Genomic DNA, 26,083 nt, shown 5'->3' with positions numbered 1-26,083 from the left:
GTGTCCTGGGACAGCAAGGTGCTTTGGACCGAAGGTCTGTTCTTGCAGCCGCATCACTTCCAGCAGTCCGACCGCTATATGGAAGCGCTCGTCGGCGGGCTGGCGCGGCGCGTGCGGCCCTATGCCTGGGGCGTCAGCCAGCTGGAAATCGACGACGAGGTGCTCAAGGTCGGCCAGTTCGCGCTGAAAGGTATCGCGGGCCTCACCCATGACGGCACCGTCTTCCGCGTCCCGATGACCGACGATCATCCCCCCGCTCTGGAAGTGCCGACCACGATCAAGGACTGCGTGGTCATGCTGACCGTGCCGCAGCGCCGCCAGGGCGCGACCGAGGTCGACCTCTCCGGCGCCGAGATGTCAGCCAGCCGGCTGCGCCCGTCCGAACTCGAAGTCACCGACACCATGGGCCAGCAGAAAAAGCCGGTGACCATCGGCGTCGGCAAGCTGCGCCTGCAATTCGCGCTGGCGGTGGACGACCTCGCCGACAAGCTGGCGATCCCGATTGCCCGCATCATCGAGGTGCGCCCAGACAAGTCGATCATTCTCGACCAGTCGTTCATCCCCTCGGCCGTCGATGTGCGCGCCGCCAATCCGCTCAGCGGCTTCCTGCGCGAACTCGAAGGTCTTCTCTCGCACCGCATGACCGCGCTGGCCGGTCGGCTCTCCGAAGGCGCCGGCGCACGCGGGGCGGCGGAAATCTCCGACTTCCTCCTGCTCGGCGTCGTCAACCGCACCCTGCCGCTGGTCCGCCACCTCAGCCAGATCGAGAACCTGCACCCCGAAGACCTCTACCGCACCTTCGTCTCGCTCGCCGGCGAACTCTCGGTCTTCATGAGCGCCGACAAGGAACCGCCGCGCTTCCCGGCCTACACGCACGACAACCTCACCGCGACCTTCACGCCGGTGATCCGCACGCTGCGCCAGTATCTCAGCTCGGTGCTGGAACAGACGGCGATCCCGATCGCGCTCGAACCGCGCAAATACGGCATCAGCGTGGGTGTCATCGCCGACCGCAAGCTGCTCGGCAACGCCGGCTTCGTGCTGGCGGTCAACGCCGACATACCGGCTGAGGACGTGCGCCGCCATTTCGCCGGCCAGGCCAAAATCGGCCCGGTCGAGGAAATCCGCCAGCTGGTCAACTCGGCCCTGCCCGGCATCACGATCCGGCCCCTGCCGGTCGCGCCGCGCCAGATCCCCTACCATGCCGGCGTGGTCTATTTCGAACTGGACTCCGCCAGCCCCTACTGGGGCAAGATGACAACGTCCGGCGGCATCGCCGTTCACGTCTCGGGCCAGTATCCGGGCTTGAAGATGGAGCTTTGGGCGATCCGCAATGCCTGATCGGATGGGATGAAGCATGGCTGACGAAGACCCGTTTGCAGAACCCGACGACACCGACAAGACGGTGATCCGCCCCAATCCGGGCGGCCGGCGCAGCGCGACCAATCCGATGGCCCAGCCCGGCAGGGCGTCCGACCCGCTCGACCCGCCCGCGCAGGGCGGCGGCGGTCTCGATGCCTTTGGAGTCCCCCAGGGGGCAACGCCGCGACGCGACGCCCAGCGCTCGGGCGCGCCCAACGCCAAGATGGCGATGACCGGGATGAACCCGCTCATCGCCTGCGCCAGCACGCTGTTCTCGCTGATCTCGCGCATCCGCAACCGCGCCCAGCACATGGATCCCGACAAGCTGCGCCAAAGCGTGGTGGCCGAGGTGCGCGAGTTCGAGAACCGCGCCCTGCAGGCCGGGATCGCCGCGCAGACCGTCAAGGTCGCGCGCTACGCCCTCTGCGCGACACTGGACGACGTGGTGCTGAACACCCCCTGGGGCGGCCAGTCCGCCTGGGGGCTGCAATCCATGGTCGGCACCTTCCACCGCGAAACCGTCGGCGGCGACCGCTTCTACGACCTGCTCGCCCGGCTCGAAAAGGAACCCGGCGCCAATATCGACATGCTCGAATTCCTCTACATGTGCATGTCGCTGGGCTTCGAAGGCCGCCTGCGGGTCGAGCCGAACGGGCTCGAGAAACACACCCAGATCCGCGCCGCCCTCGCCCGCATCATCCGCGCCCAGCGCGGCCCGATGGAACGCGACCTCTCGCCCCATTGGGAAGGCATCCTGAAACCGTTCAAGGCGCTCTCGGCCTGGCGTCTCGCCTGGATCACCGTCGGCGTCACCGCCTTCCTGCTGACCGCGCAGTTCCTCGGCCTCGGCTGGCTGCTCTCGCGCTCGACCGAACGGGTCATAGGCCAGCTTTCGATCATCGATTCCGGCCCCGTCGCCCAGCTTCTGCGCCGCGCGCCCCCGCCGCCGCCACCGCCGCCCGCGCCCACCGCGCTGGACCAGCAGAAAAAGGTCGAGGGCTTCCTCAAGGAAGAGATCGCCGAAGGCATCATCGAGGTCTTCCCGCGCGCCAACACCCTCGTCATCCGCATCGAGGGCTCGGGCATGTTCGGCTCGGGCTCGGACGCGCTCGAACCCCGGTTCGTCCAGCCGATCCGCCGCCTGGCCGAGGCGCTGAACGACGAAAAGGGCGCAATCATCATCGTCGGTCACTCCGACAACGTCCCGATCAAGTCCTCGCGCTTCCCGTCGAACATGCACCTTTCGCTCGCCCGGGCGAAGTCGGTGATGAACGGCATCGCCGAGACCTTCGACGACCCCTCCCGGCTGACCGCCGAGGGCCGGGCCGACAAGGAACCGATCGCGGACAACAAGACACGGGAAGGCCGGGCCAAGAACCGGCGCATTGAGGTGGTATTGGTGCGAGAGGTCAGTCAATGATCCGCTGGATTATCCGGGGTTTCCGCTCGATCTATTTCGCGCTGACCTTCGTCGCGCTCATGCTCTCGCTCGCGGTCTGGTTCCTAGGCCCGCTGATCGGCAGCGACGACTGGCACCCCTTCACCGGCCTGATCGCGCGCATCGTCACCATCTGCATCATCTGGCTGATCTTCCTGATCATCATGCTGCTGGTGCTCTGGCTGCGCTGGCGCAGAAACCGCAAGATGACCGAGGAAATCGTCGAGGCGACCGAAACCGCCGAAGACGACGTGGTGTCCGAGGAAATCGGCGAACTGCGCTCCAAGTTCAAGCTGGCCATCGCCGAACTGAAGAAATCGAAGAACGGCAAACGCCACCTGAATGAACTACCCTGGTATGTGATGATCGGCCCGCCCGGCGCCGGCAAGACCACGGCCATCGTCAACTCGGGCCTGCAATTCCCGCTCGCCGACAAGCTCGGGAAAGAGGCCATCGGCGGCATCGGCGGTACCCGCAACTGCGACTGGTGGTTCACCAACGAAGCCGTCCTGATCGACACCGCGGGGCGCTATACCACCCAGGAAAGCGATGCCGACGCCGACAACGCGGCGTGGATCGGCTTCCTCGGCCTGCTCAAGAAATACCGCAAGCGCCAGCCGATCAACGGCGCGATGGTGGCCATTTCGCTCTCCGACCTCTCGTTGCAGGACGAGATGACGCAAAAGGCGCACGCCGCCGCCGTCCGCCGCCGCCTGAACGAACTGCGCGAAAAGCTTGGCGTGCGATTTCCGGTCTATGTCCTCTTCACCAAGGCCGACCTGATCGCCGGCTTTACCGAATATTTCGACGATCTCGGCAAGGAAGACCGCGAACAGGTCTGGGGCTTCACCCTGCCGCTGGAAAAGGCCAAGGGCGAAGCCTCGCCCGTCGCCGCCTTCGACGGCGAATTCGGCGCCCTGCTCGCGCAGCTGAACGCCCAGTCGCTGGAAAAGATGCAGCGCGAAACCGACCACCAGCGCCGCGCGCTGATCGCCGGCTTCCCCAGCCAGGTCGCGTCGGTCCGCCAGGTGGCACGCGACTTCCTGACCGAGGTGTTCCAGGACAATCGCTTTGAAAACCGCCACATGCTGCGCGGCATCTACTTCACCTCGGGTACCCAGGAAGGTACCCCCATCGACCGGCTGATGCTGGGCATGGCCCAGACCTTCGGGATCGGCCGCCAGGCCATCGGCACCGGCCAGGGCACCGGACGCTCGTTCTTCCTGACCCGACTGTTCGAAAAGGTGATCTTCAACGAGGCCGGTCTCGTCTCGGCCGATGACAAGGTGGAACGCCGCTACCGCTGGACCCAGCGCGCCGCCATCGCCGCGACGATCCTGATCGCCCTCGGCATGGGCGCGCTCTGGGTCCGCAGCTATCTCGGCAATTCCGAGCTGATCGCCGCGGCCGAGGCCCAGGCCACCGCCTATCAGGAAGCCGCCGCCGTCCTGCCGCCCAGCCCGGTGGGTGACACCGACCTGCCGCCCGTCGTGCTGGCGCTGAACCAGCTGCGCGACATGCCCGGCAATCCTGTGATCAACGAACCCGACCCCGAAGGCCGCCTGCGCTATGGACTGTACCAGGGCGAGGTCATCGGCACCCAGGCCGCGCAGACTTACCGTTCGGCTCTCAACCAGCGCTTCCTGCCGCGCCTCCTGCTCCGCCTCGAAGAGCAGATGACCGGCAACATGAACAACCACGAACAGCTGTACGAAGCCCTGAAAATCTACCTCATGCTCGGCCTCCAGGGACCGATGAACGCCGAGATGGTGACCGAATTCCTGCAAGCCGACTGGGAAAACGCCTATCCCGGCGTCGTGCGCGAACAGCTGCGCAAGGACCTCGGCGACCACCTCTCGGCGCTGCTCTCCCAGCCGATGGAAGAAATCGCGCTGAACGGCCCGCTGGTCGAACAGGTGCAGGGCATCCTGACCGAACTGCCTCTGGCGCAGCGCGTCTACAACGGCATCATCAACAGCACCAAGGCCACCGCCCTGCCGAAATGGCGCATCACCGACGCCGGCGGCCCGAACGTCGCCCGCGCGATGGTGCGCTCCTCCGGCAAGCCCCTGAACGAAGGGGTCGAGGGCATCTTCACCTACAAGGGCTTCCACGAGGTCTTCCTGCCCGAAGCGGTCAGCGTTGCCGAACGGGTCCAGAACGAAAGCTGGGTGCTGGGCGCGCGCGGCGATCAGGTCCAGTCCGAACAGGCGATGCTGGTCCTCGCCCGCGACGTGCTCGACCTTTATTACAACGACTATGTCGCCCGCTACGACGCCATCCTCGGCGATCTCGACATCATCCCGATGGAAAGCGTCAGCCACGCGGTCGAGGTCACCAACGTCCTCTCCGGTCCGACGTCGCCCATCGTCAACGTTCTGACCGAAATCGCCAAGGAAACCCGGCTGACCGAAAACCGCTCGGTCCTGCCGGAAGGCGCAGTGGCGGACGCGACAAACCGGATCGTCGGCATCGAAAGCCGCTCCAACCTGTCTCTGCAGGGTCAGATCATCTTCGAGGCGCTGACCTCGGCGGCCTCCTCCCAGAGCGGCGAGCCGCCCAAGCCGCCGGGCGCCTATGTCGAGGAACGCTTCGCCTGGCTTCAGGATCTGGTCGCTCGCCCCGAGGGCCAGCCCTCGCAGCTCGACCAGCTGATGACCGTGCTTACCGAGGTCTATCAGCAACTCAACAAGATGAGCTTCAGCGGCGTCAGCAGCGGCGGCGAAAGCGGCGAAGCCATCGCCAATTTCCAGCAGGCCGCCGGTCGTTTCGACGGCCCTCTGCAACGCTGGGCCTCGCAGATCACCACCGGTTCGACCGGCGCCGCGGGCGAAACGACGCGCGCCTCCATCAACGCCAAATGGCAGGCGACGGTCCTGCCCTTCTGCGAACAGGTCGTGACCAACCGCTATCCCTTCAACCGCCGCGCCGGCGCCGACGTGGCCATGGCCGATTTCGCGAAACTCTTCGCCCCCGCAGGGCTGGTCGACACCTTCTTCAATGACAACCTGCTGGCCCACGTCGACACCCGTACCCGCCCATGGACCTGGAAACCGGTCAACAACGTGGATCTCGGCATCTCGCAACAGGTGCTCGAGAATTTCCAGTACGCCTCGGAAATCCGCGACGCCTTCTTCGCCAACGGCGCGCCCAATCCAGCGGTGCAGTTCCAGATCGCCCCCTTCTCGCTGACCCCGCCCCCCGACGCCAAGTCGGTGACGCTGGAAATCGACGGCCAGGCGCTGACCTTCTCGCACCGCGATCAGGCCCGCCCCGCTGCCATCACATGGCCCGGCTCGGTCGGCTTCGCCCGCGTCCAGATCGACCCGGCCCGCAACAATGTGGAAAGCACGCTCAAGCGGGACGGCCCCTGGGCCTGGTTCCGCCTGCTCGACGCCGCCGAGGTGCGGCGCCTGAACACGACCGACCGCAAGCGGGTGATCTTCAACATCGGCGGCCGCGTCGCGATCTTCGACATGCAATCCGGCTCGGTGCTGAACCCCTTCGCGCTGCCGGCGCTGTCCAAGTTCAGCTGTCCCAAGTCGATGTGATCATGGCAAGCGGGTTCGGCGCCTTCGGAAAGATGCCCTCGGTGGGCGACTTCTTCCGGATCAATCTCCCGGGCGGTTTCGTCACTGCCTGGGACGCCTGGATTCAGGGCGCCATGCTCTCCGCCCAGCGCACACTGGGTACCGACTGGGACGCGCATTACATGTCGGCCCCGATCTGGCGCTTTTCTCTGGCGGCTGGCCTCGGCGCCTCCAGCAAGATGCTTGGCGTCCTGATGCCCTCGGTCGATCGCGTCGGCCGGCGATTCCCCCTCACGCTCGCCGCGGCGGTCACCACGCCCGGGCCCGCCCAACTCGACCATTTCAGCGAGGAACCCCTTTTCATGCGGCTGGAAGACCTCGCGCTCGACGCGCTTGAAGACGGCATGACCCGAGAGGTGCTGGAAAGCCGCCTCGCCGACATCGCCCCGCCCGAATTCCGACGCGCCGCCCCCCTGCGCGCGGCCGGCCGCACTCTTGTGCTTACCCCGGCCCTTCCCGCCAGCCCCCTGCCTGAACTCGCCGCCGCCCTGCTCGCCAAGCGCTACGAAACCCCGAGCATCTGGAGCGCGGTTGTGAACGGCGTGCCCCGGGTGATGGTCTGCGACGGCCTGCCCGACGAAACGACGGTCGAAGGGCTGTTCCACCTCAACGCACCGATCTGGAGCGAGGCGCGACCGATATGAACGAACTGCGTCCCTTCCGCTTCAACGCCAAGACCCACGTCGGGCTCAAACGCAAGGTGAACGAGGACGCGATCCTCGCGCTCCCCGATCACGACATCTGGGTTGTCGCCGACGGCATGGGCGGGCACGAGGCCGGCGACTTCGCCAGCCGACTGATCGCCGACAGCATCGCCACGATCCCGGCGGGGCTCGATCCCACCGAACGGATGCACGCCCTGCGCAGCGCGATCCAGGCCGCGCACCGGATCATCCTGGCCGAGGCCGAGGACCGCGGGCGCGGCGTCATCGGCGCCACCGTCGCTGCCCTTATGCTGGCCAACGGCCATTTTGCCGGCATCTGGGCCGGCGACAGCCGAATCTACCGACTGCGCGATCACCAGATCGAAATGCTCACCACCGATCACTCGGCCGTTGCCGAATTCGTTGCCGCCGGCAAGATGACCTGGGACGAGGCCGAACAGCACCCCCATTCCAATGCAATCACCCGCGCGGTCGGGGTCGGCGAGGTGCTGGAACTCGACAAGGTGCATGGCGAAACGCGACCGGGCGACCGCTTCCTGATCTGCTCGGACGGGCTGACCAAATACGCGACTTTCCGCATCCTGCGCAACGCGCTCGAACGCTATCCGCTGGAAACCGTGTCCGACGAGCTGATCCAGATCGCCCTGACCGGCGGCGGCGGCGACAACATCTCGGTCATCGTGGTCGACGTGGCCTGAACCCTGCCGAACCTTTCAGGGCTTGGCGGTGGTCAGGATCCGGCTGTCCAGCGACTGGATCACCGCCTCGTTCTGGCTGGCGTATTTCTCCAGCGCCTCGGCATAGCTCTTGGCCGATTCCGAACTCGGCAGCTGCCCCTCGAACAGCGGGGCAGTCGAATGGATGGCGATCACCTTGCTCTTGCCCAGCGTGCTGTCATCAACCCGGAAGGCCAGCTTCCCGGTCCCCGCCGCCTCGCTCAGCGGAAAGGCGACGCGCACGCGCACCGGCCCGTCACGACCGGCGCGCAGATCCTTCACCGAATTGTCCAGCTGGCTCAGGATCGGCAACATGTGCAGCACGTTGCCCGAAACGTCGATCACCGAGACGGTCAGATAGCCGTCGGTCACATCCGGCGGCAGCACCACATCGATCACCGGGTTCTCGCCCACGAAGAACCGGCCCGAGGGGTTCGGCTCGTTGCGGTCGCCCACGGTGAAGGCAATATCGATATCGCTCGACGGCGCCTTCGGCAGATGGCTCTCGATCAGGCACAGCGTGTCGTTCAGAACCTCGGTATCCACGACCACCTGCCGCCCGCCGGCCATGGCGGTCAGCTGGTCGAACAGACTGACCCGCGTGGCGGTATCGGCCACCCGCCCTGTCACCACGATCCGGCTGTCGGGCCCATAGCCCACGTTGGTCGCGCCCGGTGTCTCCAGCGGCCCGCAATCGGCCAGCTTCGACACCACCGCCGCGACCTCCGCCGCCGGCAGAAACAGCGGCTTGAAGGCGATCTCGGCACTGCCTTCCAGCGCGCCGGGCAGATCGCTGCCCATCGCCGCCATCAGCTGTTTCTGCTCCGCCTCATCCGTGGTGCGGCCGGTGACATGGCCGCGATTGCCGCTCAGGCTCAGCTTCCATTCGGGCAGCTCGTCGATCTGCTCGATGATCGAAATCACGTCCTCGCCCCAGCTCGGAGCGATATCGCCGCGTGCCACCGTCAGCTGCGCCTCGCCCGACTGCGCGTGCATCAGCTCGGTCAGCCGCTGCGCCACCGCCTCGCTCGGCACGTTGCCCACTGCGCTGGGCGTGCCGCCCTCGGCGCGCGCCACCAGCAGCGTATAGGGATCGGCCAGCGGCCGCGTGTCCCCGACAATGCCGTCCAGCGCCCCGCTGAACCAGGCGCCTCCGGCACCGACCGCGAGCAGAAGCACCAGCAGTGCGGCCACCAGACCGCCGCGCGACTTCTTCGCCGCCGGCGCATCCGGCGCGGGCTTTGCCGGCGCCTCGCTCCTCGGGGCCGGCGGCACCGTCGCCGTCTCGATCCGCTTGCGCGTGACCGGCGTGATCACCGTGGCGTCGCTGTCGACCGCCGCGCCGGGATTGTCGAGAAAGCTCAGAACCTCGGCCGTGCTCTGAAAGCGGTCATCCGGGTCGGGAGCGGTCATCCGGTCCAGCAGAGTCTTCAGCGGCTCAGGCACGCCGCTGGTGTCCAGCGGCTCGCTCTTCTTCTGCACAACCTCCATCGGATTGCGCCCGACATCCGGCGGCTTGCCCCGGAAGTTGGCCAGCAGCAGCGCGCCCAGCGAATAGATATCGGTGCGCGGATCGGTGTTTCCGCTTAGCTGTTCCGGCGCCGCATAGGCGTATTTCCCGGCGAATTCATTGCCGACAATCGTCTCGGCGCCCGGATTGGTGTCCTTGGCGATGCCAAAGTCGATGATCACCGCCTGCGCCGGATCGCCGCCCTTCAGGATGATATTGTCCGGCGATAGATCGCGGTGAACGATATTGCGCTTGTGCGCCGCGTTCAGCCCCTCGGCCACCCGCCGCGCGACGACCAGCAGCTCCTCCGCCGGCATCGGCCCCTGCTTCAGCCGCTTGTCCAGGCCCGGCCCCTCGACATAGTCCATCAACAGATAGACCTGCCCGCTCTGCGTGCGCGAACATTCCGAATAGCGCACCACCGCATCGTGGCGGATGTCCCGGATCTCCTCCTCGCGCGTCAGCAGCACAAGATAATCGTCGTTCCCGGTGAACTCCGATTTCAGCACCTTCAACGCCATGAGGCGCCCGGATATCTCCGAGCGCGCCCTGTAGACGTCCGAGGTACCGCCGCGCCCCAGCAGCGCTTCGATCCGGTAGGTGTTGTTCAAGAGCTCGCCAGGCTGAAAGGCATCTCCGGGACGCGAGTCAACCATGACGACAGCTCCGCCGGAGGGGTCTTGCAGGGGCGGTCAGGGCCGTTAACCCAGCGCCTGGAACTCGACGCGGCGGTTCACGTCGGCCTTGGGATCAGCGGAGTCGAAGGGGGCGGATTCACCCAGGCCCACGGCTTCCAGCCGCGTGTCGGGAATGCCGCACTCGCTGACCATGTGACGCTTCACTTCCTGCGCCCGCAGCAGCGACAGGCGCTGGTTGTACGAGGCGCTTCCCGAACTGTCGGTATGACCGATGATCTGATACAGCGCCGCATCCACCGACTTCATCGCTTCGCACAGCGCGGCGAGCTTCGGCTTCTGATCCTCGCGCAGCGAAGCGCTGTCGAAATCGAAGGAGATCTGCACGTTGACCTGATCTTCGCGGGCAACCTCGTTGTAGGTGGCGGGCGCGGCCGCGGCGACGCTGGTGGTGTCGCTGCCGGTGGCCTGCTGACCGGTCGGCACGATGACCAGACCGCGGGTCTTCTGCTTCTGCAGCTTTTCGGTGATCTGTGCGGCGGTCATTTCGCCGCTCGACTGGGCCAGTGTAGCCGCGGGCAGGCCGAGGACAATGCCGGTAACCAGAGAAATCGCGAGAAGGTTGTTAAAACGGACCATGGTTCGCTTTCCCTTTTGTAGCCGTTTGGGTTACGTAATAAGTCTATACCGTCAAGGGATATCCGACAACGGTCTATTCGATCAGTGAACTCGGTCACGTTGGTGGAAAAAAAGCGAAATTTCGAACAGATTGTGGCGAGACCCTAGGACATGAGTGCTCCCGAAGACCAGTTCATGCGCTTCATTCCGGCGGCCATCATCCTTGCCATCGCCATCGTTCTGGTGCCCATCATCTGGGTTCTGCTCAGCGTGGTTCTGCAACAGCCCGAGGACGACAGCGCCGGGGGCGCGCTCGACTCGGGTGCCCGCATCGAGATCGAACAGTTGCGCCAGCAGGTCGAGGATCTGCAGGAACGCCTCGCCCAGCTCCAGACCGAGGTCGCGCAGATCCCCGTCGGCCAGATGGGCCGCGGCCCCTACGAGCCGAACCAGGACGAGGAAGACGCGATCCTCCGTGGCACCGGCCCGAACGACATCATCAATTCCTACGCCCAGGTCGTGCTGATCGCCAACCGGACCGAGGTGAACCAGGGGCTGGTGGTCGCCTCGCCCGACTATCTCGAATCCAAGCTCGGCCGCCCGCGCGAGGTGCTGACCGACACCTGCGAGGCGATGACGAACGAGTCGCTGAAAGCCAAACTGGTGCTGGAAGAGGTCGGCCCGATCCGCGTGCGGATGCTGCGCCCCGCCGTCGACTCGCTGCGCCGCGTCTTCGCCAATGTCGAACGCGCCGACCCCGACCTTTACGCCCGGATCAACACCTCCGGCTCGCTCTGCGTGCGCCGCATCCGCGGCACGCAGGACCGTCTGTCGACGCACAGCTACGGCCTCGCGGTCGATCTCAACATCGACGGCCAGCTCGACATGTTCACCGATGGCAAGACCCAGTTGGGCCTGACGATCCTCGCCGATTTTTTCCGTCAGGAAGGCTGGGTCTGGGGCGCCGGCTTCAACCGCGAGGACTCGATGCACTTCGAGATCAGCCGCAAGCAGCTCGATGAATGGCTCGCGGACGGAGAGCTTTAGAGGTTACTCGCTCAGCCCATAGGCCAGCCGGATCGACTTGCGCGTCCCGGCCCCGAATTCCCCGTCCAGGCCACCGGTGTAGAACCCGAATTCCTTCAGCTTGCCCTGCAACGCCCGCCGCGTCTGGCGGGTGAACATGTTCGGCCGTTCGCTCAGCAGGTTCAGCACGTCGGAACTGCCCGACCGCAGCGCGGCATAGAGATATTCCGCCGCGTCCTCCGGCCCCTTGGACGGGATCAGCCCGTCGTCGATCAGCGCCGCGAAGTTGAACTGCGCCTGCGGATGGCGCAGGTCGGCCGCGCGCTCGAAATACTCGAGCGCACGTTTCGGATCCGCCGGCAGGCCCAGCCCGCCCTGATAATGCAGGAACCCCAGATCGTTGATCGCATCGGCAAAGTCCTGATCCGCCGCCTCCTGATACAGCTCCAGCGCCCGCGCCTCGTCGCGCTCGACCCCGGTGCCGCGCTCATAGAGCTTGGCCAGCTCGAACTGCGCCTCGGGCGATCCCGCCTTGGCCGCCCGCTCCAGGAAGGAAACCGCCTCCTGCGGGTTGAACCGCCCCTCGTTCGGGTTCAGCCGCATATAGGCCAGCCCCAGCATCGAGCGGGTATCGCCTAGCTCGGCCAGCGCCAGCAGCTGCTGTTCCTGATCCGGCTTGATCTTGGTCCAGGCGCTCAGCGCATCCTCGCCGCCGACATCCTCCTGCCCCTTGCCCGGCCCGGCGATGTAGAACGGCACACCCGAAAGCGAGCCATAGGTATGCGGTTCCTGCAGATTGTGCGTGGTTTCCAGCACCCGGTCGCGCACCTGGCGGAACATCAGGCTGATCTCCAGCCCCGGCACCACCATCTTTTCCATCAGCGCCAGCGCATAGGGGCTGTTTTCACCCGTGCCGTCCAGCGCGACCTGCCCGTCCTTCGCGGCAAAGGCGACCAGCGTGCCGCGATCCGGATCCGCCGGCGCAAGGCCACCGATTCCGCGCGTCGCGTCATCGGTCGACACCTGCTGCGCGGGAGCCTCCTGCTTGATGTCGATCAGATCGCCCAGCGGGTTGTTGCGGCACGAATCCAGGATGACGACCCGCATCTTGCGCGCATGGTCGACCGCCGCCAGCAACTGCTTCAGCGACACCGACTGACGCTGCACGTCGCGGTTGGACTGAACCTTGGCATCGACCGGGATCAGGAAATTCTCGCCCTGCACCTCGACGCCATGACCCGCGTAATAGATCAGCGCCAGATCGGCCGTTTCCGCACGAAAGGCGAAATCCTCAAGCAGCTTGAACAGCTGCTCCGACGTCGCGTCCAGCGCCAGCGTCACGTCGAACCCGATGCCCGACAGCGTGTTCGCCATCGCCTTGGCATCGTTGCGCGTATTGCTCAGCGGCTCGATGGTCTCGTAGGCCCCGAGGCCCAGCACCAGCGCCACGCGATCCGAAGCCGCGCTTGCCAGAGATGCCGTCCAACACAGCATCCACACGGCAACAGTTCTGACCGCCAGACTCATCATGTTGGTCCTGCTCGCAAAAATACCCGAGTCAACATCGGGCACTCTAACGCTGACGCAAAGGAAACAAAACAGCGGAATTCCTGCCTTGACGCCGATCCGCCCAGTTCCCATCTCGACTCCCACGATTGTGATCCGGTTGCTGGCCCCCCAGCGCGCCCGGCATTTGTTCTGGTTTTTTAAGTTCCGAGGTTTTTCACATGACGCATCTGTCTGCTCTTTCCCTGTTCCTCGTCGCTGCCGGCGGGCTGGCGTTCTCCAGTGCGGAATACCCTGCATCGGGCGACAGGCTCTTTTCCGGCGACGGCACCCCACAGCTCATCGGGCAAAGCACCGGCGGACAGGGCCAGACTGGCTCCGGCACCGGCGGATTGGGCGGCGAGCCCGGTGGCTTCGACGCCCGGGGCCTGCCCGTCGGCCCCGCGGTTGCCGCCTCGATCCCGGTGCCGGTCCAGATCACCGGCGTGCTGAACCGCAGCGCACTGGTCTGCGCCAGCGTGCCCAGGGAATACGCCATCGACTGCGTGATCGTTCACCTGAAACAGGCGATCTCGGTCACGCCGCACACCGGCGACTACGCCGAGGTGCGCAAAGTCCTGTCAGACACCGTAAACAGGCTCGAAAAGATCGTCGCCGACAACCGGGACGACACCAAACCGCTCATCCGCCTGCAGACCGGCGGCGCGGGGGGCCCGGCCACCGCCCGGATGCGCGCCATCCGCCCCGATACGGTGAACCGCGCCAATGCCGACGCCGCCCGCGTACTGGCCGAGGCGCAGACGGTGCTCCTGCGCTCCGCCTCCGCCCAGACCCGGGCGAAGCTGGAATATGTACGCATCGCCGAGGCGGTTGGCTCGAACAAGGTCCTGCTGCGGTCCTGACCCTCAGCGGGGCACGCCGTCCTCGCCCAGATCCCAGTAGAGCCCCGCCATAAGCCCCAGCGCCGACTCGCAGACCGGCAGCAGAACATGCTCGTCCGGCGCGTGCTGGGCGCAGCCGGCATAGGAATGCGGCAGCCAGATCGCCGGGATGCCCAGAAGGTCGGTGAACAGCTCGTTGCAGATCGACCCGCCCATTTGCGGCACCACCGCCGGTTCGGTCCCGGTCGACCGCGCCACCGATTTGCGCACCCATTCCGCCCAGGGATGATCCGGCTCGGTCCGGCTGGCCGAGAACCCGGCCTCCCGCTCGTCCGCCACCACGGCGACCCGCCCGAACCCGGCGCGGTCCAGATGGCGGCGCAACGCCGGCAGGATATCCGCCGCATCCGTCCCCGCGATGAACCGCAGCTGGCAATGCGCCCGCGCAGCTGGCGCAATCGCGTTCACCGGCGCCTCCGGCGTGCCCGCCGTCATCGCCAGCACCGCGAAACTGTTCCAGGCATAGACGTTTTCCGCCGGCGTCAGCCCCGGCTCGCCCCAGTCCGCGTCCACCTCCGGCCCGGTATCGCCGCCGTCCAGCGTCATCCCCGCCAGCAACTCGCGCACCAACGGCCGGATCGGTTCGGGCCGCCACTCCGGCACGCGGATCTGGCCCTCGGGCGTCACGATGCTGGCAATCGCATGGGCCAGGATCGCCGCCGGATCGGCCAGCGCCCCGCCCCAGTTGCCCGAATGATGCGCGCCCTCGCGCAGATCGCAGACCAGATCGAAATTCACCGCGCCCCGGCAGCCCAGCGACACCGTGGGCCGCCCGGGATGCACCCGCGGCCCGTCCGAGGCGATCAGCACGTTGGCGGCAAACGCCTCCGGATGTGCCGCGATGATCTCGTGCAGACCGGGCGATCCGGTTTCCTCGCCCGTCTCAATCATCACCTTTGCGTTGAATCCCAGCCGCCCCCGCGCGCGCAGAACCTCGGCCAGCGCGATCAGGTTGATCAGATGCTGCCCCTTGTTGTCCGCCGTCCCCCGCCCGTACAGCCGCTCGCCTTCGCGCCGCAGCACCCAGGGCTCGCGCCCCTGCGCCCAGCGCCCGGTCATCGCCCGCACCACGTCGCCGTGCCCATAGCCCAGCACGGTCGGCAGCCCCTCTCCCTCGTGCCGCGTCGCCAGCAGCACCGGCCCCCGCCCCGCCTTCGGGTTGTCGAACACCCGGCAGGTGAACCCCATCCCTTCGAACCAGCTCCGCATCGCGTCCAGATAGGCCGCGCAATGCGCCAGCCCCTCGGGCACCTGGCTCTCGCTCGGGATCGCCACCAGCCGTGCCAGTTCGCTTTCGAACCGCCCCGACCCCAGCCAGTCCACCGCCGCCGCCTGCACCGTTTCCCTGCTCATAACCGCTCCACATTCCGCCGCAGGATCCGCATCACCCGCAGCCAGGCTTCCATGTCCTCGGGGTCCACCCCCTCGATCAGCCGCGCCTCGCGCTTCAGCGCCCGCGCCAGGATCCGGTCATGCAGAGCCATCCCCGCTGCATTCAGCGCCAGTTTCTTGCGCCGCGGGTCGCTGTCCGAACTGGCCACGTCCAGCAGCCCCAGCTGATCCAGCCGGGCGACCGACCGGCTCACCGCCGCCTTGTCCAGCACGATCACCTCGCAGATCCGCGCGGCCGCGATGCCCGGCTCGGTCGCCAACCACGACAAGACCCGCCATTCCGTCACGCCAATCCCGAAATCGCGCAGATAGATCGCCGAGGCCGAGCGGGACAGCGCGGTGTTCACGGCAGTCAGGAAATAGGGCCCATAGGTGTCGATATCGATCACCCTGCGGCCCTCCGGCGTCAGGCGGACCGGCTGCGAAAGCCGTCCCTCCGGACAGGTCTTCTCATTCAATAGGGCAGTCCCACATAGTTGATCGCCAGCGTTTCCTGCGCCGTCCGCACCTCGCGAAGATGCGCGATCTCGGCTTCCTGCATCCGGATATCGAAATCCGATTGATTGGGAAAGTGGTGCAGCAACGTGGTCATATACCAGCTGAACCGCTGCGTCTTCCACACCCGCGCCAAGGCCTTCTCGGAATAACGCTCGATCCCGCCGCTGTCGCCCTCGGCGTAATAGCGGGTCAGCCCCCGATGCAGGTAGAACACGTCCGACGCCGCCGAGTTCAGCCCCTTCGCCCCGGTCGGCGGCACGATATGTGCCGCGTCCCCGCACAGGAACAGCCGTCCCCAGCGCATCGGCTCGCTCACGAAGGACCGCAGCGGCGCGATGGATTTCTCGATCGAAGGCCCCGTCACCAGCGCCTCCGCCGCCTCGGCCGGAATGCGCAGCCGCAGCTCGCCCCAGAATGCATCGTCGCTCCAGGTCTCCGCCTTGTCCGACAGCGGGCATTGTATGTAATACCGGCTGAGGTTGGCATTGCGCATCGAACACAGCGCGAATCCCCGCGACGAACTTGCATAGATCAGCTCGTCATGCACCGGCGGCGTCTCCGACAGGATGCCCAGCCAGCCAAAGGGATAGACCTTCTCGAACTCGCGCCGCACCGTGTCCGGGATGTTCTTTCGGCTGACGCCATGAAACCCGTCGCACCCGGCGATGAAGTCGCAGTCGATCCGCAGCTCTTCGCCGCCCTTGCGGTAGGTCACGAAGGGCTTGTCCGTCTCCAGATCGTGCAGCTCGACATCTGACACCTCGAAAATCGTACGCCCGACGGTCCTGTCCCGCGCGTCATACAGATCGCGCGTCACCTCGGTCTGGCCATAAACGGTCACATGCCGTCCGGTCAGCGCACCGAAGTCGATCCGCACCTGATCGTTGTCGAACGACAGGACCGCGCCGTCGTGCACGAACCCCTCGCGGTCGAGCCGCTCGGCCACGCCCGCCTCGCGCATCAGATCGACAAAGCCCATCTCCAGCACCCCGGCCCGAATCCGGCCCAGCACATGCGCCTTGGTCTGACGTTCGAGAACAACAGCCTCGATGCCGTCCTTCATCAGCAACTGCGACAGCAACAGGCCGGAAGGTCCGCCGCCGACGATGACAACCTGCGTGCGCATTGGGGTAATCCTCTCCTCTGGGATACCCCGATGTTGGATGTGCGAGTTGCGATGTCAACTCATTTCGGTCGCAGCCTCACAACTGGCCGTTTTCCTCCAGCACCTTGCGCGCCACGCGAAAGCACTCCAGCCCCTGTGGCACGCCGCAATAGATCGCCACCACATGGATGATCGCGCGAATTTCATCGCGGCTGACGCCGTTTTTCAGCGCACCCCGGCAATGGATTTCCCATTCGGTCATCTTGCCCAGCGCGCCGATCATCGACAGGTTCATCATGCTGCGCGTCTTGGCGTCGATCACGTCGTCGCCCCAGCCAAAGCCCCAGCACCAGGCCGTCATCGCCTCCTGAAACGGCCGGGTGAACGAATCGGCGGCGGCCAGATTGCGGTCCACGTATTCGGCCCCGAGGGTCGCGCGGCGCTGCTCCAGCCCCTTCAGGAACAGGTTTTCGTCAAAGATGTCGCTCATGTCCGGCCTCCAGTACTGCGGTTCGCCGCAAATCTGGGCCGGATAGCTGCCAGAGGCAACTAACCATGCCACGGCTGTGGCGGAGGAATGACAGGAGAAAGCGGGATGATATGGAGGCCGCGCCGGGCGCCTCACGGGCGCAGGGCGCGGCAAACTCATATCGCCTTCAGGCCGGTGATCCGGCCTGCGGCTGGGGCGCAAAGATCGGCGCCCCGGTGGTCGGTTCAGACGTAGTAGGTACCGCCCAGCACTTCACGGGCGATCTGGTCGCGGCGCAGGCCACGCTCTGCAAGCTGCTCGTCGCTCATTGCGGCGAGAACCGACAGTTTCTTGAAGCGCGGATCGGCTTCGGCCATGCGAACGAGACCGTTCAGGATCGCGTTGAAGAAGCGGCCGATTGCGTTGCCGTGCTCTGCGGCATGGGCCGGTGCGGTGGAAACATAAGCCATTGGAGATATCCATGTATAAGGTGTCAGTGTTCGCCAAGGAAGGTAGTTGCTGCACTGCAGCATGACCACCCCCTGACCCGGAATGCCCGCCTTGCATCTTTTGCAATGCTCCCTCCGACGCTAAACTGCACCAAGCCGCTGCGCCGGCGACGCCGTACAGCGTCGTCCCCACGCAGATCCGGCAGGGGTACGGGGTAGGAAATCAATGGCCGGACAGACCGAACAGGTTCTGAACGCAATTCTCGACGGCATCGACGCGGGCAGGCTCAATCCCGGCGATCTGATCGAGGAAGCGACCCTGATGGAGTCGCACAACGTCTCCCGCACCCCCGTGCGCGAGGCCCTGCTCCAGCTGGAGACCACCGGCCTGATCCGCCGCCTCCCCCGCAAGGGCGCGGTGCTGTTCAAGCCGACCCTGGAAGAGTTCCTCGCGATTCTCGAGGTCAACATGCGCCTCGAAGGTCAGGCCGCCGGCCTCGCCGCGCGCCGCCTGACCCCGGCCAACGCCGCCGCGCTCGAATCCGCCGTCGCCGCCTGCGAGACTCACGCCGCCACCCTCGGCGACGCCGAACCCGACGCCTATTACCAGCTGAACCTGCAGTTCCACAAAACCGTCGCGATCTCCGGCGGCAATCCGTTCCTGCTCGATCTGGTCAAGACCAACGGCCGCAAGCTGCTCGCCTATTACCGCGTCGCCTACCGCTATCCCGGCGCGATTGCCAACTCGGCCGCCGAACACCGCACCATCGCCACGCTGATCACCAGCCGCCGCATCGACGAGGCCGAGGCGCTGATGACCCGCCACGTCGGCTTCGATCACGTCACGGTCATGGACCTCATGGCAGCGCTGGGCTGAGCCTGCTCAAAAAACCGCGCCAGCGCCTCGGCAAAGGCGTCCATATCCGCCCCGCGCACCATCGACGCATGACCGCGCGCCGCCACCGCTTCGCCCAGCTCTCCGGCAAAGGCATCGGTCAGCGCGGCAAAGAACCCCGCCGTCATCTCCGGATGTTGCTGCGTCGTCCAGACGTGCCGCCCCACGGCAAACCCCGCCACCGGACAGCCCGCGCTGGCCGCAACCACCCGCGCGCCCTCGGGCAGCGCCGTCACCTGCTCCTTGTGGCTCGCGTAAAGATGCATGACTTCAGGCAGCCCCGCCGCGTGGTCCAGCACGCGCACTTTGGTCAGCCCATGCACCATCCCGCCCGGATTGTCGCCAACCGTCCCGCCCAGCGCCAACGCAATTGCCTGATGCCCGAAACAGGCCCCGAAGATCGCCTGCCCCTTTGCCACCGCCTCACGGATCACCTCCAGCAGCCGCCCGACCCAGGGCGCCCCCGAATTCACCGAATGCGGACTGCCCGTCACGATCAGCCCATCGAACCGCGCGATGTCATCAGGAAACACCCCGTCCTTCACCGCGAAAACCTCGGTCGTCCACCCCGGCCGCGCCTGCTCCACCAGCGCGGTAAACTTCTCGCCATCCTTCGGATGCGACTCTGCAAAGGCGCTTTCGTCCGTATTAGTCATGAGAATGGCAAGATGCATCGGCCGCCCGAAATTTTTCTATACATATTTAGAACCGCTTTTAATATACATCCCAGCCCCGCGATCGGAAAGCGCCAATGACAGTCTGGACTCCCACCGACAGTGGTCACGCGGACCTCACCAGCCACGACAGTTTCACCGCCGGCCCCCCGCTCAACACCTTCGCCCGCCTCCGCGTCGAAGACCCCCTGCACTGGACCGAATACGCCGCCGGGCAATCCTTCTGGTCCATCACCCGCCACGCCGACATCGCCGAGATGAACAGGCAGCCCAACCTGTTCAGTTCCGCCCAAGGCATCCGGATGGAGGACCAGACGGAAGAAGAGTACCTCGCCCGCCGCACCTTCCAGGAAACCGACCCGCCCGAGCATTCGCTGACCAGGATGAAGCTGTTCAACGCCTTCTCCCGCACTACCATGGCCGCCTACGAGGATGTCATCCGCGACCTCTGCCAGGGCATCCTCGACACCGCGCTGGAACAGGGCACCTTCGACGCCACCAGGGACATCGCCCGCCAGCTGCCGATGCGGATGCTCGGCCGCATCGTCGGCCTGCCCGACAAAGACCTCCCCTGGCTGGTCGAAAAGGGCGACGCCCTGATCGCCAATACAGACCCTGATTTCACGTCGCATGTGCTCGACAGGCTCGACACCGACGCCTTCCGCCTGATGCCCTTCAACTCTCCCGCCGGGGCCGAACTCTACGCCTATGCCCGCGACCTGATGGAGTCGAAGGCCGCGAAGGGCGACACCGGCGGCATCCTGCACATGATCCTGCAACCGGCCCGCGACGGCTCCACCATCACCGAGACCGAGTTCCGCAACTTCTTCTGCCTGCTTGTCGCCGCCGGCAACGACACCACCCGCTATTCCATCGCCGCGGGTATCCAGGCGCTCTGCCACCAGCCCGAACTGCTGGCGCAGATGCAGTCGGGCACAGTCTGGGACACCGCCCCCGACGAGATCATCCGCTGGGCCACCCCCGCGCTCTACTTCCGCCGCACGGCCACGCAGGACTACGCGATGCACGGCAAGACCATCCGCAAGGGCGACAAGGTGCTGCTCTGGTGGATCGGCGCGAACCGCGACGATACCGTTTTCACCAACCCGAACCGGGTGGATCTCGCGCGATCGCCCAACCGCCACCTCTCCTTCGGCCAGGGCGGCCCCCACGTCTGCCTCGGCATGTGGCTCGCCCGGCTCGAAGTGCGCGTCCTGTTCCAGGAACTTGCCAATCGGCTCAAATCCATCGAACCTGCGGGCGATCACCGCTTCCTGCGCTCGAACTTCGTCGGCGGGATCAAGGCCCTGCCCGTCCGCGTCACCCTCGCCTGAAGGAACGCCCATGAAGACCCGCCTGCGCGCCCTGTTCTGCGATCACCTCTCGATCATGCGGGGCAAATACCTGCCCCACTCCAAGATCCACGACGACAGCACCCGTTTCTGCCTCTCGGTCTTTGGCACCCATTACGACCGCGACCTGCTCGACGCGCCGGGCGCCAGGGTGAAACAGGGCCTCCCCGACATGGAACTGCGCTGGCGCGCCGACGAGATCCGCGACAGCTGGGAGGCCGACACCCAGATCGTCCTCGGCGACCTCCACGACGAGACCGGCGAACCCCTCGCCCTCTGCCCCCGCGGCGCGCTGAAGCGCGCGGTGGCCGACTGGCGCGCCATGGGCCTGACCCCCATGGTCGGGATCGAGCTCGAGGCCTACGCCTTCCAGGCCGACGACAAGGGCCGCCTGATGCCCTACGACGCGCCCGGCGGCGTGGTCTACGGCACCGGCCCCTTCGCCGACCCGCTCCGCTTCAACGACCGGATCTGGGAGATGGCCGACCGCCTCGGCTTCTCGCTCGATCTCATCACCTCCGAATTCGACACTCCGCAGTTCGAATACACCCTCACCTTCGACGACGCCCTCCAGGCGGTCGACGACATCGTGCTGTTCCGCCTGATGGCCCGCGAGATCGCGCTGGAATACGGCGTCGTGCTGACCTTCATGCCCAAGCCTATCGCCGAATGCGGGGGCTCGGGGATGCACATAAATTTCTCCTTCACCGATGCCGAGGGCAACAACGCCCTGGCCAACGGACCGAAGGGCGGTCCCGACCACATGAACGACCTCGCGCGCGGCTGCATCGCCGGTCTCGTCCACCACCACAAGGGCCTCGCCGGGCTGGTCGCGCCCACCGCCAGTTCCTACCTGCGCCTGCAACCCGGCTCGCTCTCGGGCTACTGGCAGAACTGGGGCGGCGACCACCGCAACGTGACAACGCGGATCAGCGGCGAGGGCGGCAGGAAGGCCCGGCTCGAACACCGCATGGCCGACGCCTCGGCCAATCCCTATACCGCCGTCGCGGCGGTGCTGCAGGCCGCGCGCCTCGGCGTGACCAAGGGCTATGCCCTGCCCCCGATGGAAACCGGCGACGGCTTCGACCGCAGCGATGCGAAGCAAGGCACCGCCAGCGGCCTCGCCGGCGCGGTCGCCGACCTCGAGGCCGACACCCCCCTCACCCAGGCCGTCGGTGCCGATCTCGTCGCAAACCACGCCTGGATGAAGCTGAAAGAGGCGAAAAAGACCCGCGACCTCGAAGGCGACGCCCTGCGCGACTTCTACATCTGGTTCGTCTGAGCGCCCGGACGCAGGTTCAGGTGACGCCCCCCCGCCCCTTCTCTGGTTCCCAAATACCTCAGGGGTGAATTGGCCGCAGGCCAAGAGGGGGCAGCGCCCCCAGACGACCCGCCGCCAAAGGGCGTGGACCCAGGCTCATTTCGCCGTCCCGGAACGTCACTTCCAATTCATGGAACAAAATCAATCCTTTGACCCCCCGTCCCAGCTGGGACGCCTGTCAAAGCACCTCATACAGCGAGATCTGGACCGCCGCCGCCAGCCGGGTGCCCGAGCCGACGAAATGCGCCCGGTTCACCCAGGCATACTTCGGATCCCCTGTCTCCAGCCGCGCCGTGGTCCGCATGTAATACTCCGCCGGATCGACCGTCTCGCCCCGCGCGATCCGGGCAATCACCTCGGGCGGTCCATGCCGGATTCCCTTGTTGACGATCTCGATCAGCGCCCCGTCCTCGGTCTCCATCGCATAGCGTGTGTCAAGGTCCGCATGACCATCCGCCAGGATCGTCTGCCAGTCGGCCCCCAGGTTCAGGATCCGCCCCCTTATGCCCGGCCCCTCCACCCGTCCGCCGATGATCGGAACGATCCGCCGCTGCCCCGCCCGGCCCATCCCCATCTCGCGGATCGGCGCCAGCTCGACGAAGAGATCGCAGAAGAACCGCAGCTCGGGCGCGGGAAGGGTCATGCCGCCACCGCCAGGCCGGTGTCCAGCGCCGCCAGGATGACGTCGATATCGGCCTCGGAAATCACCAGCGACGGCGACAGGATGATGTTCGGCCCCGACACCCGGATCATCACCCCCGCCTCATAGGTCGCCTGCAGCACCCGCGGCCCCAGCGTCTTGTCGGGTGCCGCCTTGCTCGCCCGGTCGCGCACCAGTTCCAGCGCGCACATCAGCCCGTGCCCGCCCCGCACGTCGCCGATGGCCGCGTGTTTCTCCTGCAACCGCAGCAGCCCGCGATAAAGCTGGTCACCCCGCGCCGCCGCGTTCTCGACCACGTCCAGCCGCTGCGTCTCGGCCAGACAGGCCAGCGCCGCCGCCGCGCCGACCGGATGCCCCGAATAGGTATAGCCATGCCCGATGGCCCCCTTGCCGCTGGTATCGGTTTCGAACACCTCTGCCACCGCCTCCGACAGCATCAGCGCGCCGAAGGGAAAGAACCCGTTGGTGATCGCCTTCGCCGTCGCCGCCATGTCCGGCTGCACCCCCCAGTGCCGTGAACCGGTCCAGGACCCCGTCCGCCCAAAGGCCGTGATCACCTCATCCGCGATCAGCAGGATCCCGTGCCGCGTGCAAATCTCCCGCACCCCGGGCATGAAGCTCTCATGCGGCGGGATCACCCCGCCCGAGCCCAGGACCGGCTCCATGATGAAGGCCGCGATGGTCTCGGCCCCCTGAAAGGCGATCTCGTCCTCCAGCGCCGCAAGGCACAGCTGTGCCAGCTTCGCCGGATCGCTTTCGTTGAATGGGTTGCGATAGGTATAGGGCGCCGGGATATGATGGCAGCCGGGCAACAAAGGCTCGTACTGCGTGCGGAAGTTCGCGTTACCGTTGACCGAGGCCCCGCCGAAATGGGTCCCGTGATAGCCCTTCTTCAGGCTCAGGAACTTGGTCCGCGTCCCCTGCCCCCGGATCTTGTGATACTGCCGCGCCAGCCGCAGCGCGGTCTCCACGCTGTCCGACCCGCCCGAGGTGAAGAACGCCCGGCTCAGCCCGTCCGGCGCAAAAAAGGCGCGCAATTCCTCGGCCAGCTGGATCACCGCGTCATTCGTCGTGCCCCGGAAGATCGAGTAATAGGGCAGCCGTTCCAGCTGTTCCGCAATCGCCCGTTTCACCGGTTCGCAGGAATAGCCCAGGTTGACGTTCCACAGCCCGCCCACGGCATCCACCACCTCGCGCCCGTCCACGTCGGTGATCCGAACCCCCGAGGCACCGGTGACGATGATCGGCGGATTGGCCAGGCTATCGGCCGGATGCGCCATCGGATGCCAGAGCGAGCGGGCATTGTGCTCCTTCAGAAAGTTTGAATCCTTCATGACGTCATCTCCTCTGCCGGAATGGGCTGCGGATAGTCGGCGGGCCAGAACCCGCCGGTCCGCAGGGTAAGGTCGCGCGCCGCACGGCGCAGTTCGGCCTCGATGATCCGCTTCTGCGCGGGCGTCATCCGTGACACCGGCGCGGCAACGGCAATCGCGCCAATCGGCGCCTCCCCGGCCCCGAACACCGGGGCGGCATGGGCGTGAACATCCGCCTCCAGCCCGCTCACGGATTCCGAAATGCCCCGCGCGCGAAACCCGCGCAACAGATCGGCCAGCCGTTCCGGCTCCGTCACCGTCTTCGGCGTAAAGCGCGGCAGGGGCGCGGCCAGAACCTCGGACCGCAGCGCCTCGGGCGCAAAGGCCAGAACCGCCAGACCCGAAGCCGTGGCATGAAACGGCAGCACCTCGGCGTCGTCCATCATGACCCGGGTCGCATGGCGCGTCGCATAGGTATGCGCCAGCGCGTTCAGCCGCGTTCCCTGCACGATCGACACATGCGCCGTTTCGCCGGTCGCGTCGCAGAGCCGTTGCAGCACCTCGCGCGAGACCGCCAGCATCGGCGTCGCCAGCTCGCGCAGCGCCGCCAGCCGCAGCACCTCGGGGCCCAGACGATAGGCGCGGTCGCCGCCCACCTGTTCGACGAATCCCTGCGCCTGCAGTTCCGACAGCATCCGATAGACCGTCGCCTTGTTCATGCCCGACAGCCGGGCAAAGTCGCTCAGCCCGATGGCGGACCGCGTGTGCCCGAAAAATCCCAGCAATGACAGGGCTTTGGAAACCGTGCCCATGAATACTCCTGCGCGTTATGACTTGACAGAGCCGCCATTGGGCCGCCCTGCGCCGGGGGCCGGATTGATATTTTCTTGACGGAGCGTAAGGCCGGTGTCAATCTGATTCAAACCAATGGTTCGAATAATGAACCGATGACAACAGGGGAATGACATGCGATCCAAAAGACTGCTCACCGCCGCGATGGCGCTGGTCGCCCTCGGCGCCGGTTCGGCCTGGGCCGATTATCCCGAAAAGCCGGTCAACTTCATCGTTCCCTGGCCGCCCGGAGACCTCGAGGATGTGCTGACCCGCATCATCGCCGAGGATTTCCAGAAGGAATACGGCGTCGCGGCGGCGGTCGTGAACAAGCCCGGCGGCGGCGGCGGCCCCTTCCCTGGCGCCATCGAGGTGGCGAACGCACCGGCCGATGGCTATACCATCGGCTCCTTCGTGATCGGCGTTCCCGTGCTGGGGCACCAGATCGACATTCCGCCGCTGACCCCGGCCAAGTTCGACCCGCTGGGCATCTTCCTGACCTACCCCTTCGTCATCGCCACCTCGGCCGACGCGCCCTATTCCTCGATGGCCGAACTGGCCGCCTACGCCAAGGACAACGAGGTGACGCTGGGCCACTTCGGCGACGTGCTGACCCCGACTCAGGTGACCAAGGCCTTTGCTGTCAACGCCGGTTTCACCTGGGGTTCCGACGCGGCCTTCGACGCGCTCGACTGCAACACCCTGGCCAGCGGCGACGCCGACGTGATCAACACAACGCTCCAGCTGGTCCTGCCCTGCCTGAATGACATCAAGGTGCTGATCTCGATCACCGACGAACGCATCCCTCTGATCCCCCACACGCCGACCATCGGCGAACTCGACCCCAGCCTGAACATCGCGCTCTGGAATGGCCTCTTCGTGACCAAGGACACTCCACAGGACGTGCGCGACAAAATCATCGCCGTGGCCAGCAAGTCGATGACCAGCGAGCGGGCGCAGCAGGTCGCCAAAGATACCGGCGCGCTGGTCTACTGGCAGGGGCCCGAGGACAGCGCGGCGCGGATCGAGAAGGACTCCGAGACCATCGCGCATATCGGCGAAATCCTGAAGTAAGGGTCTGGCGGGCCGCCCCCAAAGGGCGGCCCCGCTTCTGTC

Annotated in this window: 23 protein-coding genes; 11 read left to right on the top strand and 12 right to left on the bottom strand. The window is 66.2% G+C overall.

The window, feature by feature from the left end; translation table 11 throughout:
* From tssK to ACFO5X_RS11360, 5 genes are read left to right on the top strand one after another with little or no spacing between them, the layout of a single operon-like run.
* The gene (gene tssK / locus ACFO5X_RS11380; protein WP_380717568.1) at nucleotides 1-1,341 is read left to right on the top strand and encodes a type VI secretion system baseplate subunit TssK; all 1,341 of its coding nucleotides are present in this window, start codon (nucleotides 1-3) and stop codon (nucleotides 1,339-1,341) included.
* A gap of 16 nt (nucleotides 1,342-1,357) precedes the next feature.
* The gene (icmH, locus tag ACFO5X_RS11375; RefSeq protein ID WP_380717567.1) at nucleotides 1,358-2,782 is read left to right on the top strand and encodes a type IVB secretion system protein IcmH/DotU; all 1,425 of its coding nucleotides are present in this window, start codon (nucleotides 1,358-1,360) and stop codon (nucleotides 2,780-2,782) included.
* Entirely contained in the window at nucleotides 2,779-6,351 is a 3,573-nt protein-coding gene (gene tssM / locus ACFO5X_RS11370; protein WP_380717566.1) for a type VI secretion system membrane subunit TssM, read from the top strand. Before icmH ends, tssM begins: the two co-directional genes overlap by 4 nt.
* A 2-nt stretch (nucleotides 6,352-6,353) precedes the next feature.
* The gene (tagF, locus tag ACFO5X_RS11365) at nucleotides 6,354-7,034 is read left to right on the top strand and encodes a type VI secretion system-associated protein TagF (RefSeq protein ID WP_380717565.1); all 681 of its coding nucleotides are present in this window, start codon (nucleotides 6,354-6,356) and stop codon (nucleotides 7,032-7,034) included.
* Nucleotides 7,031-7,753, top strand: a complete 723-nt coding sequence (locus ACFO5X_RS11360; protein WP_380717564.1) for a PP2C family protein-serine/threonine phosphatase — start codon at nucleotides 7,031-7,033, stop codon at nucleotides 7,751-7,753. The genes tagF and ACFO5X_RS11360 overlap by 4 nt, the downstream gene beginning before the upstream one ends.
* 15 nt (nucleotides 7,754-7,768) lie before the next feature.
* Here ACFO5X_RS11360 and ACFO5X_RS11355 read toward each other — a convergent pair whose 3' ends face one another.
* Together ACFO5X_RS11355 and ACFO5X_RS11350 are read right to left on the bottom strand one after the other, a co-directional pair.
* Nucleotides 7,769-9,937, bottom strand: a complete 2,169-nt coding sequence (locus ACFO5X_RS11355) for a serine/threonine protein kinase (RefSeq protein WP_380717563.1) — start codon at nucleotides 9,935-9,937, stop codon at nucleotides 7,769-7,771.
* Between the two features lie 45 nt (nucleotides 9,938-9,982).
* Nucleotides 9,983-10,555, bottom strand: a complete 573-nt coding sequence (locus ACFO5X_RS11350) for an OmpA family protein (protein WP_380717562.1) — start codon at nucleotides 10,553-10,555, stop codon at nucleotides 9,983-9,985.
* Nucleotides 10,556-10,705: 150 nt separating this feature from the next.
* Here ACFO5X_RS11350 and ACFO5X_RS11345 point away from each other — a divergent pair, with 150 nt between their 5' ends.
* Complete coding sequence (locus ACFO5X_RS11345; RefSeq protein WP_380717560.1) at nucleotides 10,706-11,581, top strand: M15 family metallopeptidase; 876 nt, start codon at nucleotides 10,706-10,708, stop codon at nucleotides 11,579-11,581.
* 3 nt (nucleotides 11,582-11,584) lie between these two features.
* On the opposite strand, the gene ACFO5X_RS11340 is transcribed toward ACFO5X_RS11345, so the two are convergent.
* Entirely contained in the window at nucleotides 11,585-13,087 is a 1,503-nt protein-coding gene (locus tag ACFO5X_RS11340) for a caspase family protein (RefSeq protein ID WP_380717559.1), read from the bottom strand.
* A 200-nt stretch (nucleotides 13,088-13,287) separates the two neighbouring features.
* On the opposite strand from ACFO5X_RS11340, the gene ACFO5X_RS11335 reads away from it, so the two are divergent.
* The gene (locus ACFO5X_RS11335) at nucleotides 13,288-13,968 is read left to right on the top strand and encodes a hypothetical protein (protein WP_380717558.1); all 681 of its coding nucleotides are present in this window, start codon (nucleotides 13,288-13,290) and stop codon (nucleotides 13,966-13,968) included.
* 3 nt (nucleotides 13,969-13,971) lie between these two features.
* Here ACFO5X_RS11335 and ACFO5X_RS11330 read toward each other — a convergent pair whose 3' ends face one another.
* The 5 genes from ACFO5X_RS11330 to ACFO5X_RS11310 form a co-directional block, all read right to left on the bottom strand.
* Nucleotides 13,972-15,360 (bottom strand): M20 family metallopeptidase, encoded by a 1,389-nt coding sequence (locus ACFO5X_RS11330; protein ID WP_380717557.1) that lies wholly within the window; start codon nucleotides 15,358-15,360, stop codon nucleotides 13,972-13,974.
* On the bottom strand, nucleotides 15,357-15,788 hold the full coding sequence (locus ACFO5X_RS11325; RefSeq protein WP_380717556.1) for a MarR family winged helix-turn-helix transcriptional regulator: 432 nt from the start codon (nucleotides 15,786-15,788) through the stop codon (nucleotides 15,357-15,359). Before ACFO5X_RS11325 ends, ACFO5X_RS11330 begins: the two co-directional genes overlap by 4 nt.
* A 65-nt stretch (nucleotides 15,789-15,853) precedes the next feature.
* Nucleotides 15,854-17,023 carry a 4-hydroxybenzoate 3-monooxygenase gene (pobA, locus tag ACFO5X_RS11320; protein ID WP_380717555.1) on the bottom strand — a complete coding sequence of 390 codons (1,170 nt, stop codon included), beginning with the start codon at nucleotides 17,021-17,023 and terminating at the stop codon, nucleotides 15,854-15,856.
* A 76-nt stretch (nucleotides 17,024-17,099) separates the two neighbouring features.
* Nucleotides 17,100-17,492, bottom strand: coding sequence for a carboxymuconolactone decarboxylase family protein (locus tag ACFO5X_RS11315; protein WP_380717554.1), 393 nt, complete (start codon nucleotides 17,490-17,492; stop codon nucleotides 17,100-17,102).
* A 224-nt stretch (nucleotides 17,493-17,716) separates the two neighbouring features.
* Nucleotides 17,717-17,941: a DUF1127 domain-containing protein gene (locus ACFO5X_RS11310; RefSeq protein ID WP_380717553.1), complete on the bottom strand. Its 225-nt coding sequence runs from the start codon at nucleotides 17,939-17,941 to the stop codon at nucleotides 17,717-17,719.
* A gap of 205 nt (nucleotides 17,942-18,146) precedes the next feature.
* Between ACFO5X_RS11310 and ACFO5X_RS11305 the strand changes: the two genes are divergently transcribed.
* Nucleotides 18,147-18,797, top strand: a complete 651-nt coding sequence (locus ACFO5X_RS11305) for a GntR family transcriptional regulator (protein WP_380717552.1) — start codon at nucleotides 18,147-18,149, stop codon at nucleotides 18,795-18,797.
* Here ACFO5X_RS11305 and ACFO5X_RS11300 read toward each other — a convergent pair.
* The gene (locus ACFO5X_RS11300) at nucleotides 18,758-19,471 is read right to left on the bottom strand and encodes a type 1 glutamine amidotransferase (protein WP_380717551.1); all 714 of its coding nucleotides are present in this window, start codon (nucleotides 19,469-19,471) and stop codon (nucleotides 18,758-18,760) included. The two genes, ACFO5X_RS11305 and ACFO5X_RS11300, sit on opposite strands and share 40 nt — an antisense overlap.
* A 95-nt stretch (nucleotides 19,472-19,566) precedes the next feature.
* On the opposite strand from ACFO5X_RS11300, the gene ACFO5X_RS11295 reads away from it, so the two are divergent.
* Together ACFO5X_RS11295 and ACFO5X_RS11290 are read left to right on the top strand one after the other, a co-directional pair.
* Nucleotides 19,567-20,823, top strand: coding sequence for a cytochrome P450 (locus ACFO5X_RS11295; RefSeq protein WP_380717550.1), 1,257 nt, complete (start codon nucleotides 19,567-19,569; stop codon nucleotides 20,821-20,823).
* Nucleotides 20,824-20,833: 10 nt separating this feature from the next.
* Nucleotides 20,834-22,123 (top strand): type I glutamate--ammonia ligase, encoded by a 1,290-nt coding sequence (locus tag ACFO5X_RS11290; RefSeq protein WP_380717549.1) that lies wholly within the window; start codon nucleotides 20,834-20,836, stop codon nucleotides 22,121-22,123.
* 217 nt (nucleotides 22,124-22,340) lie between these two features.
* Here ACFO5X_RS11290 and ACFO5X_RS11285 read toward each other — a convergent pair whose 3' ends face one another.
* From ACFO5X_RS11285 to ACFO5X_RS11275, 3 genes are read right to left on the bottom strand one after another with little or no spacing between them, the layout of a single operon-like run.
* Complete coding sequence (locus ACFO5X_RS11285; RefSeq protein WP_380717548.1) at nucleotides 22,341-22,805, bottom strand: DUF3237 domain-containing protein; 465 nt, start codon at nucleotides 22,803-22,805, stop codon at nucleotides 22,341-22,343.
* Complete coding sequence (locus ACFO5X_RS11280; protein WP_380717547.1) at nucleotides 22,802-24,157, bottom strand: aminotransferase class III-fold pyridoxal phosphate-dependent enzyme; 1,356 nt, start codon at nucleotides 24,155-24,157, stop codon at nucleotides 22,802-22,804. Before ACFO5X_RS11280 ends, ACFO5X_RS11285 begins: the two co-directional genes overlap by 4 nt.
* Nucleotides 24,154-24,948, bottom strand: coding sequence for an IclR family transcriptional regulator (locus ACFO5X_RS11275; protein ID WP_380717546.1), 795 nt, complete (start codon nucleotides 24,946-24,948; stop codon nucleotides 24,154-24,156). The genes ACFO5X_RS11280 and ACFO5X_RS11275 overlap by 4 nt, the downstream gene beginning before the upstream one ends.
* A 154-nt stretch (nucleotides 24,949-25,102) precedes the next feature.
* On the opposite strand from ACFO5X_RS11275, the gene ACFO5X_RS11270 reads away from it, so the two are divergent.
* Nucleotides 25,103-26,041, top strand: coding sequence for a tripartite tricarboxylate transporter substrate binding protein (locus ACFO5X_RS11270; protein WP_380717545.1), 939 nt, complete (start codon nucleotides 25,103-25,105; stop codon nucleotides 26,039-26,041).
* Nucleotides 26,042-26,083: the final 42 nt, after the last annotated feature.

Source organism: Seohaeicola nanhaiensis (assembly GCF_042654245.1).
Taxonomy (GTDB): domain Bacteria; phylum Pseudomonadota; class Alphaproteobacteria; order Rhodobacterales; family Rhodobacteraceae; genus Seohaeicola_A; species Seohaeicola_A nanhaiensis.
The sequence above is the reverse complement of the archived record's forward strand: the minus strand, read 5'-3'. Positions and strand labels throughout refer to the sequence as shown.

Excerpts from the sequence above, each read along its gene's own strand:
- ACFO5X_RS11305 (WP_380717552.1), top strand. The coding sequence starts at position 18,147 with ATGGCCGGACAGACCGAACAGGTTCTGAACGCAATTCTCGACGGCATC.
- ACFO5X_RS11335 (WP_380717558.1), top strand. The coding sequence starts at position 13,288 with ATGACGCATCTGTCTGCTCTTTCCCTGTTCCTCGTCGCTGCCGGCGGG.
- pobA (WP_380717555.1), bottom strand. The coding sequence starts at position 17,023 with ATGCGCACGCAGGTTGTCATCGTCGGCGGCGGACCTTCCGGCCTGTTG.
- ACFO5X_RS11280 (WP_380717547.1), bottom strand. The coding sequence starts at position 24,157 with ATGAAGGATTCAAACTTTCTGAAGGAGCACAATGCCCGCTCGCTCTGG.
- ACFO5X_RS11330 (WP_380717557.1), bottom strand. The coding sequence starts at position 15,360 with ATGAGCAGGGAAACGGTGCAGGCGGCGGCGGTGGACTGGCTGGGGTCG.
- ACFO5X_RS11340 (WP_380717559.1), bottom strand. The coding sequence starts at position 13,087 with ATGAGTCTGGCGGTCAGAACTGTTGCCGTGTGGATGCTGTGTTGGACG.
- icmH (WP_380717567.1), top strand. The coding sequence starts at position 1,358 with ATGGCTGACGAAGACCCGTTTGCAGAACCCGACGACACCGACAAGACG.
- tssM (WP_380717566.1), top strand. The coding sequence starts at position 2,779 with ATGATCCGCTGGATTATCCGGGGTTTCCGCTCGATCTATTTCGCGCTG.
- ACFO5X_RS11290 (WP_380717549.1), top strand. The coding sequence starts at position 20,834 with ATGAAGACCCGCCTGCGCGCCCTGTTCTGCGATCACCTCTCGATCATG.
- ACFO5X_RS11275 (WP_380717546.1), bottom strand. The coding sequence starts at position 24,948 with ATGGGCACGGTTTCCAAAGCCCTGTCATTGCTGGGATTTTTCGGGCAC.
- tagF (WP_380717565.1), top strand. The coding sequence starts at position 6,354 with ATGGCAAGCGGGTTCGGCGCCTTCGGAAAGATGCCCTCGGTGGGCGAC.
- ACFO5X_RS11345 (WP_380717560.1), top strand. The coding sequence starts at position 10,706 with ATGAGTGCTCCCGAAGACCAGTTCATGCGCTTCATTCCGGCGGCCATC.
- ACFO5X_RS11310 (WP_380717553.1), bottom strand. The coding sequence starts at position 17,941 with ATGGCTTATGTTTCCACCGCACCGGCCCATGCCGCAGAGCACGGCAAC.
- ACFO5X_RS11285 (WP_380717548.1), bottom strand. The coding sequence starts at position 22,805 with ATGACCCTTCCCGCGCCCGAGCTGCGGTTCTTCTGCGATCTCTTCGTC.
- ACFO5X_RS11360 (WP_380717564.1), top strand. The coding sequence starts at position 7,031 with ATGAACGAACTGCGTCCCTTCCGCTTCAACGCCAAGACCCACGTCGGG.
- ACFO5X_RS11315 (WP_380717554.1), bottom strand. The coding sequence starts at position 17,492 with ATGAGCGACATCTTTGACGAAAACCTGTTCCTGAAGGGGCTGGAGCAG.
- ACFO5X_RS11300 (WP_380717551.1), bottom strand. The coding sequence starts at position 19,471 with ATGACTAATACGGACGAAAGCGCCTTTGCAGAGTCGCATCCGAAGGAT.
- ACFO5X_RS11355 (WP_380717563.1), bottom strand. The coding sequence starts at position 9,937 with ATGGTTGACTCGCGTCCCGGAGATGCCTTTCAGCCTGGCGAGCTCTTG.
- ACFO5X_RS11295 (WP_380717550.1), top strand. The coding sequence starts at position 19,567 with ATGACAGTCTGGACTCCCACCGACAGTGGTCACGCGGACCTCACCAGC.
- ACFO5X_RS11270 (WP_380717545.1), top strand. The coding sequence starts at position 25,103 with ATGCGATCCAAAAGACTGCTCACCGCCGCGATGGCGCTGGTCGCCCTC.
- ACFO5X_RS11350 (WP_380717562.1), bottom strand. The coding sequence starts at position 10,555 with ATGGTCCGTTTTAACAACCTTCTCGCGATTTCTCTGGTTACCGGCATT.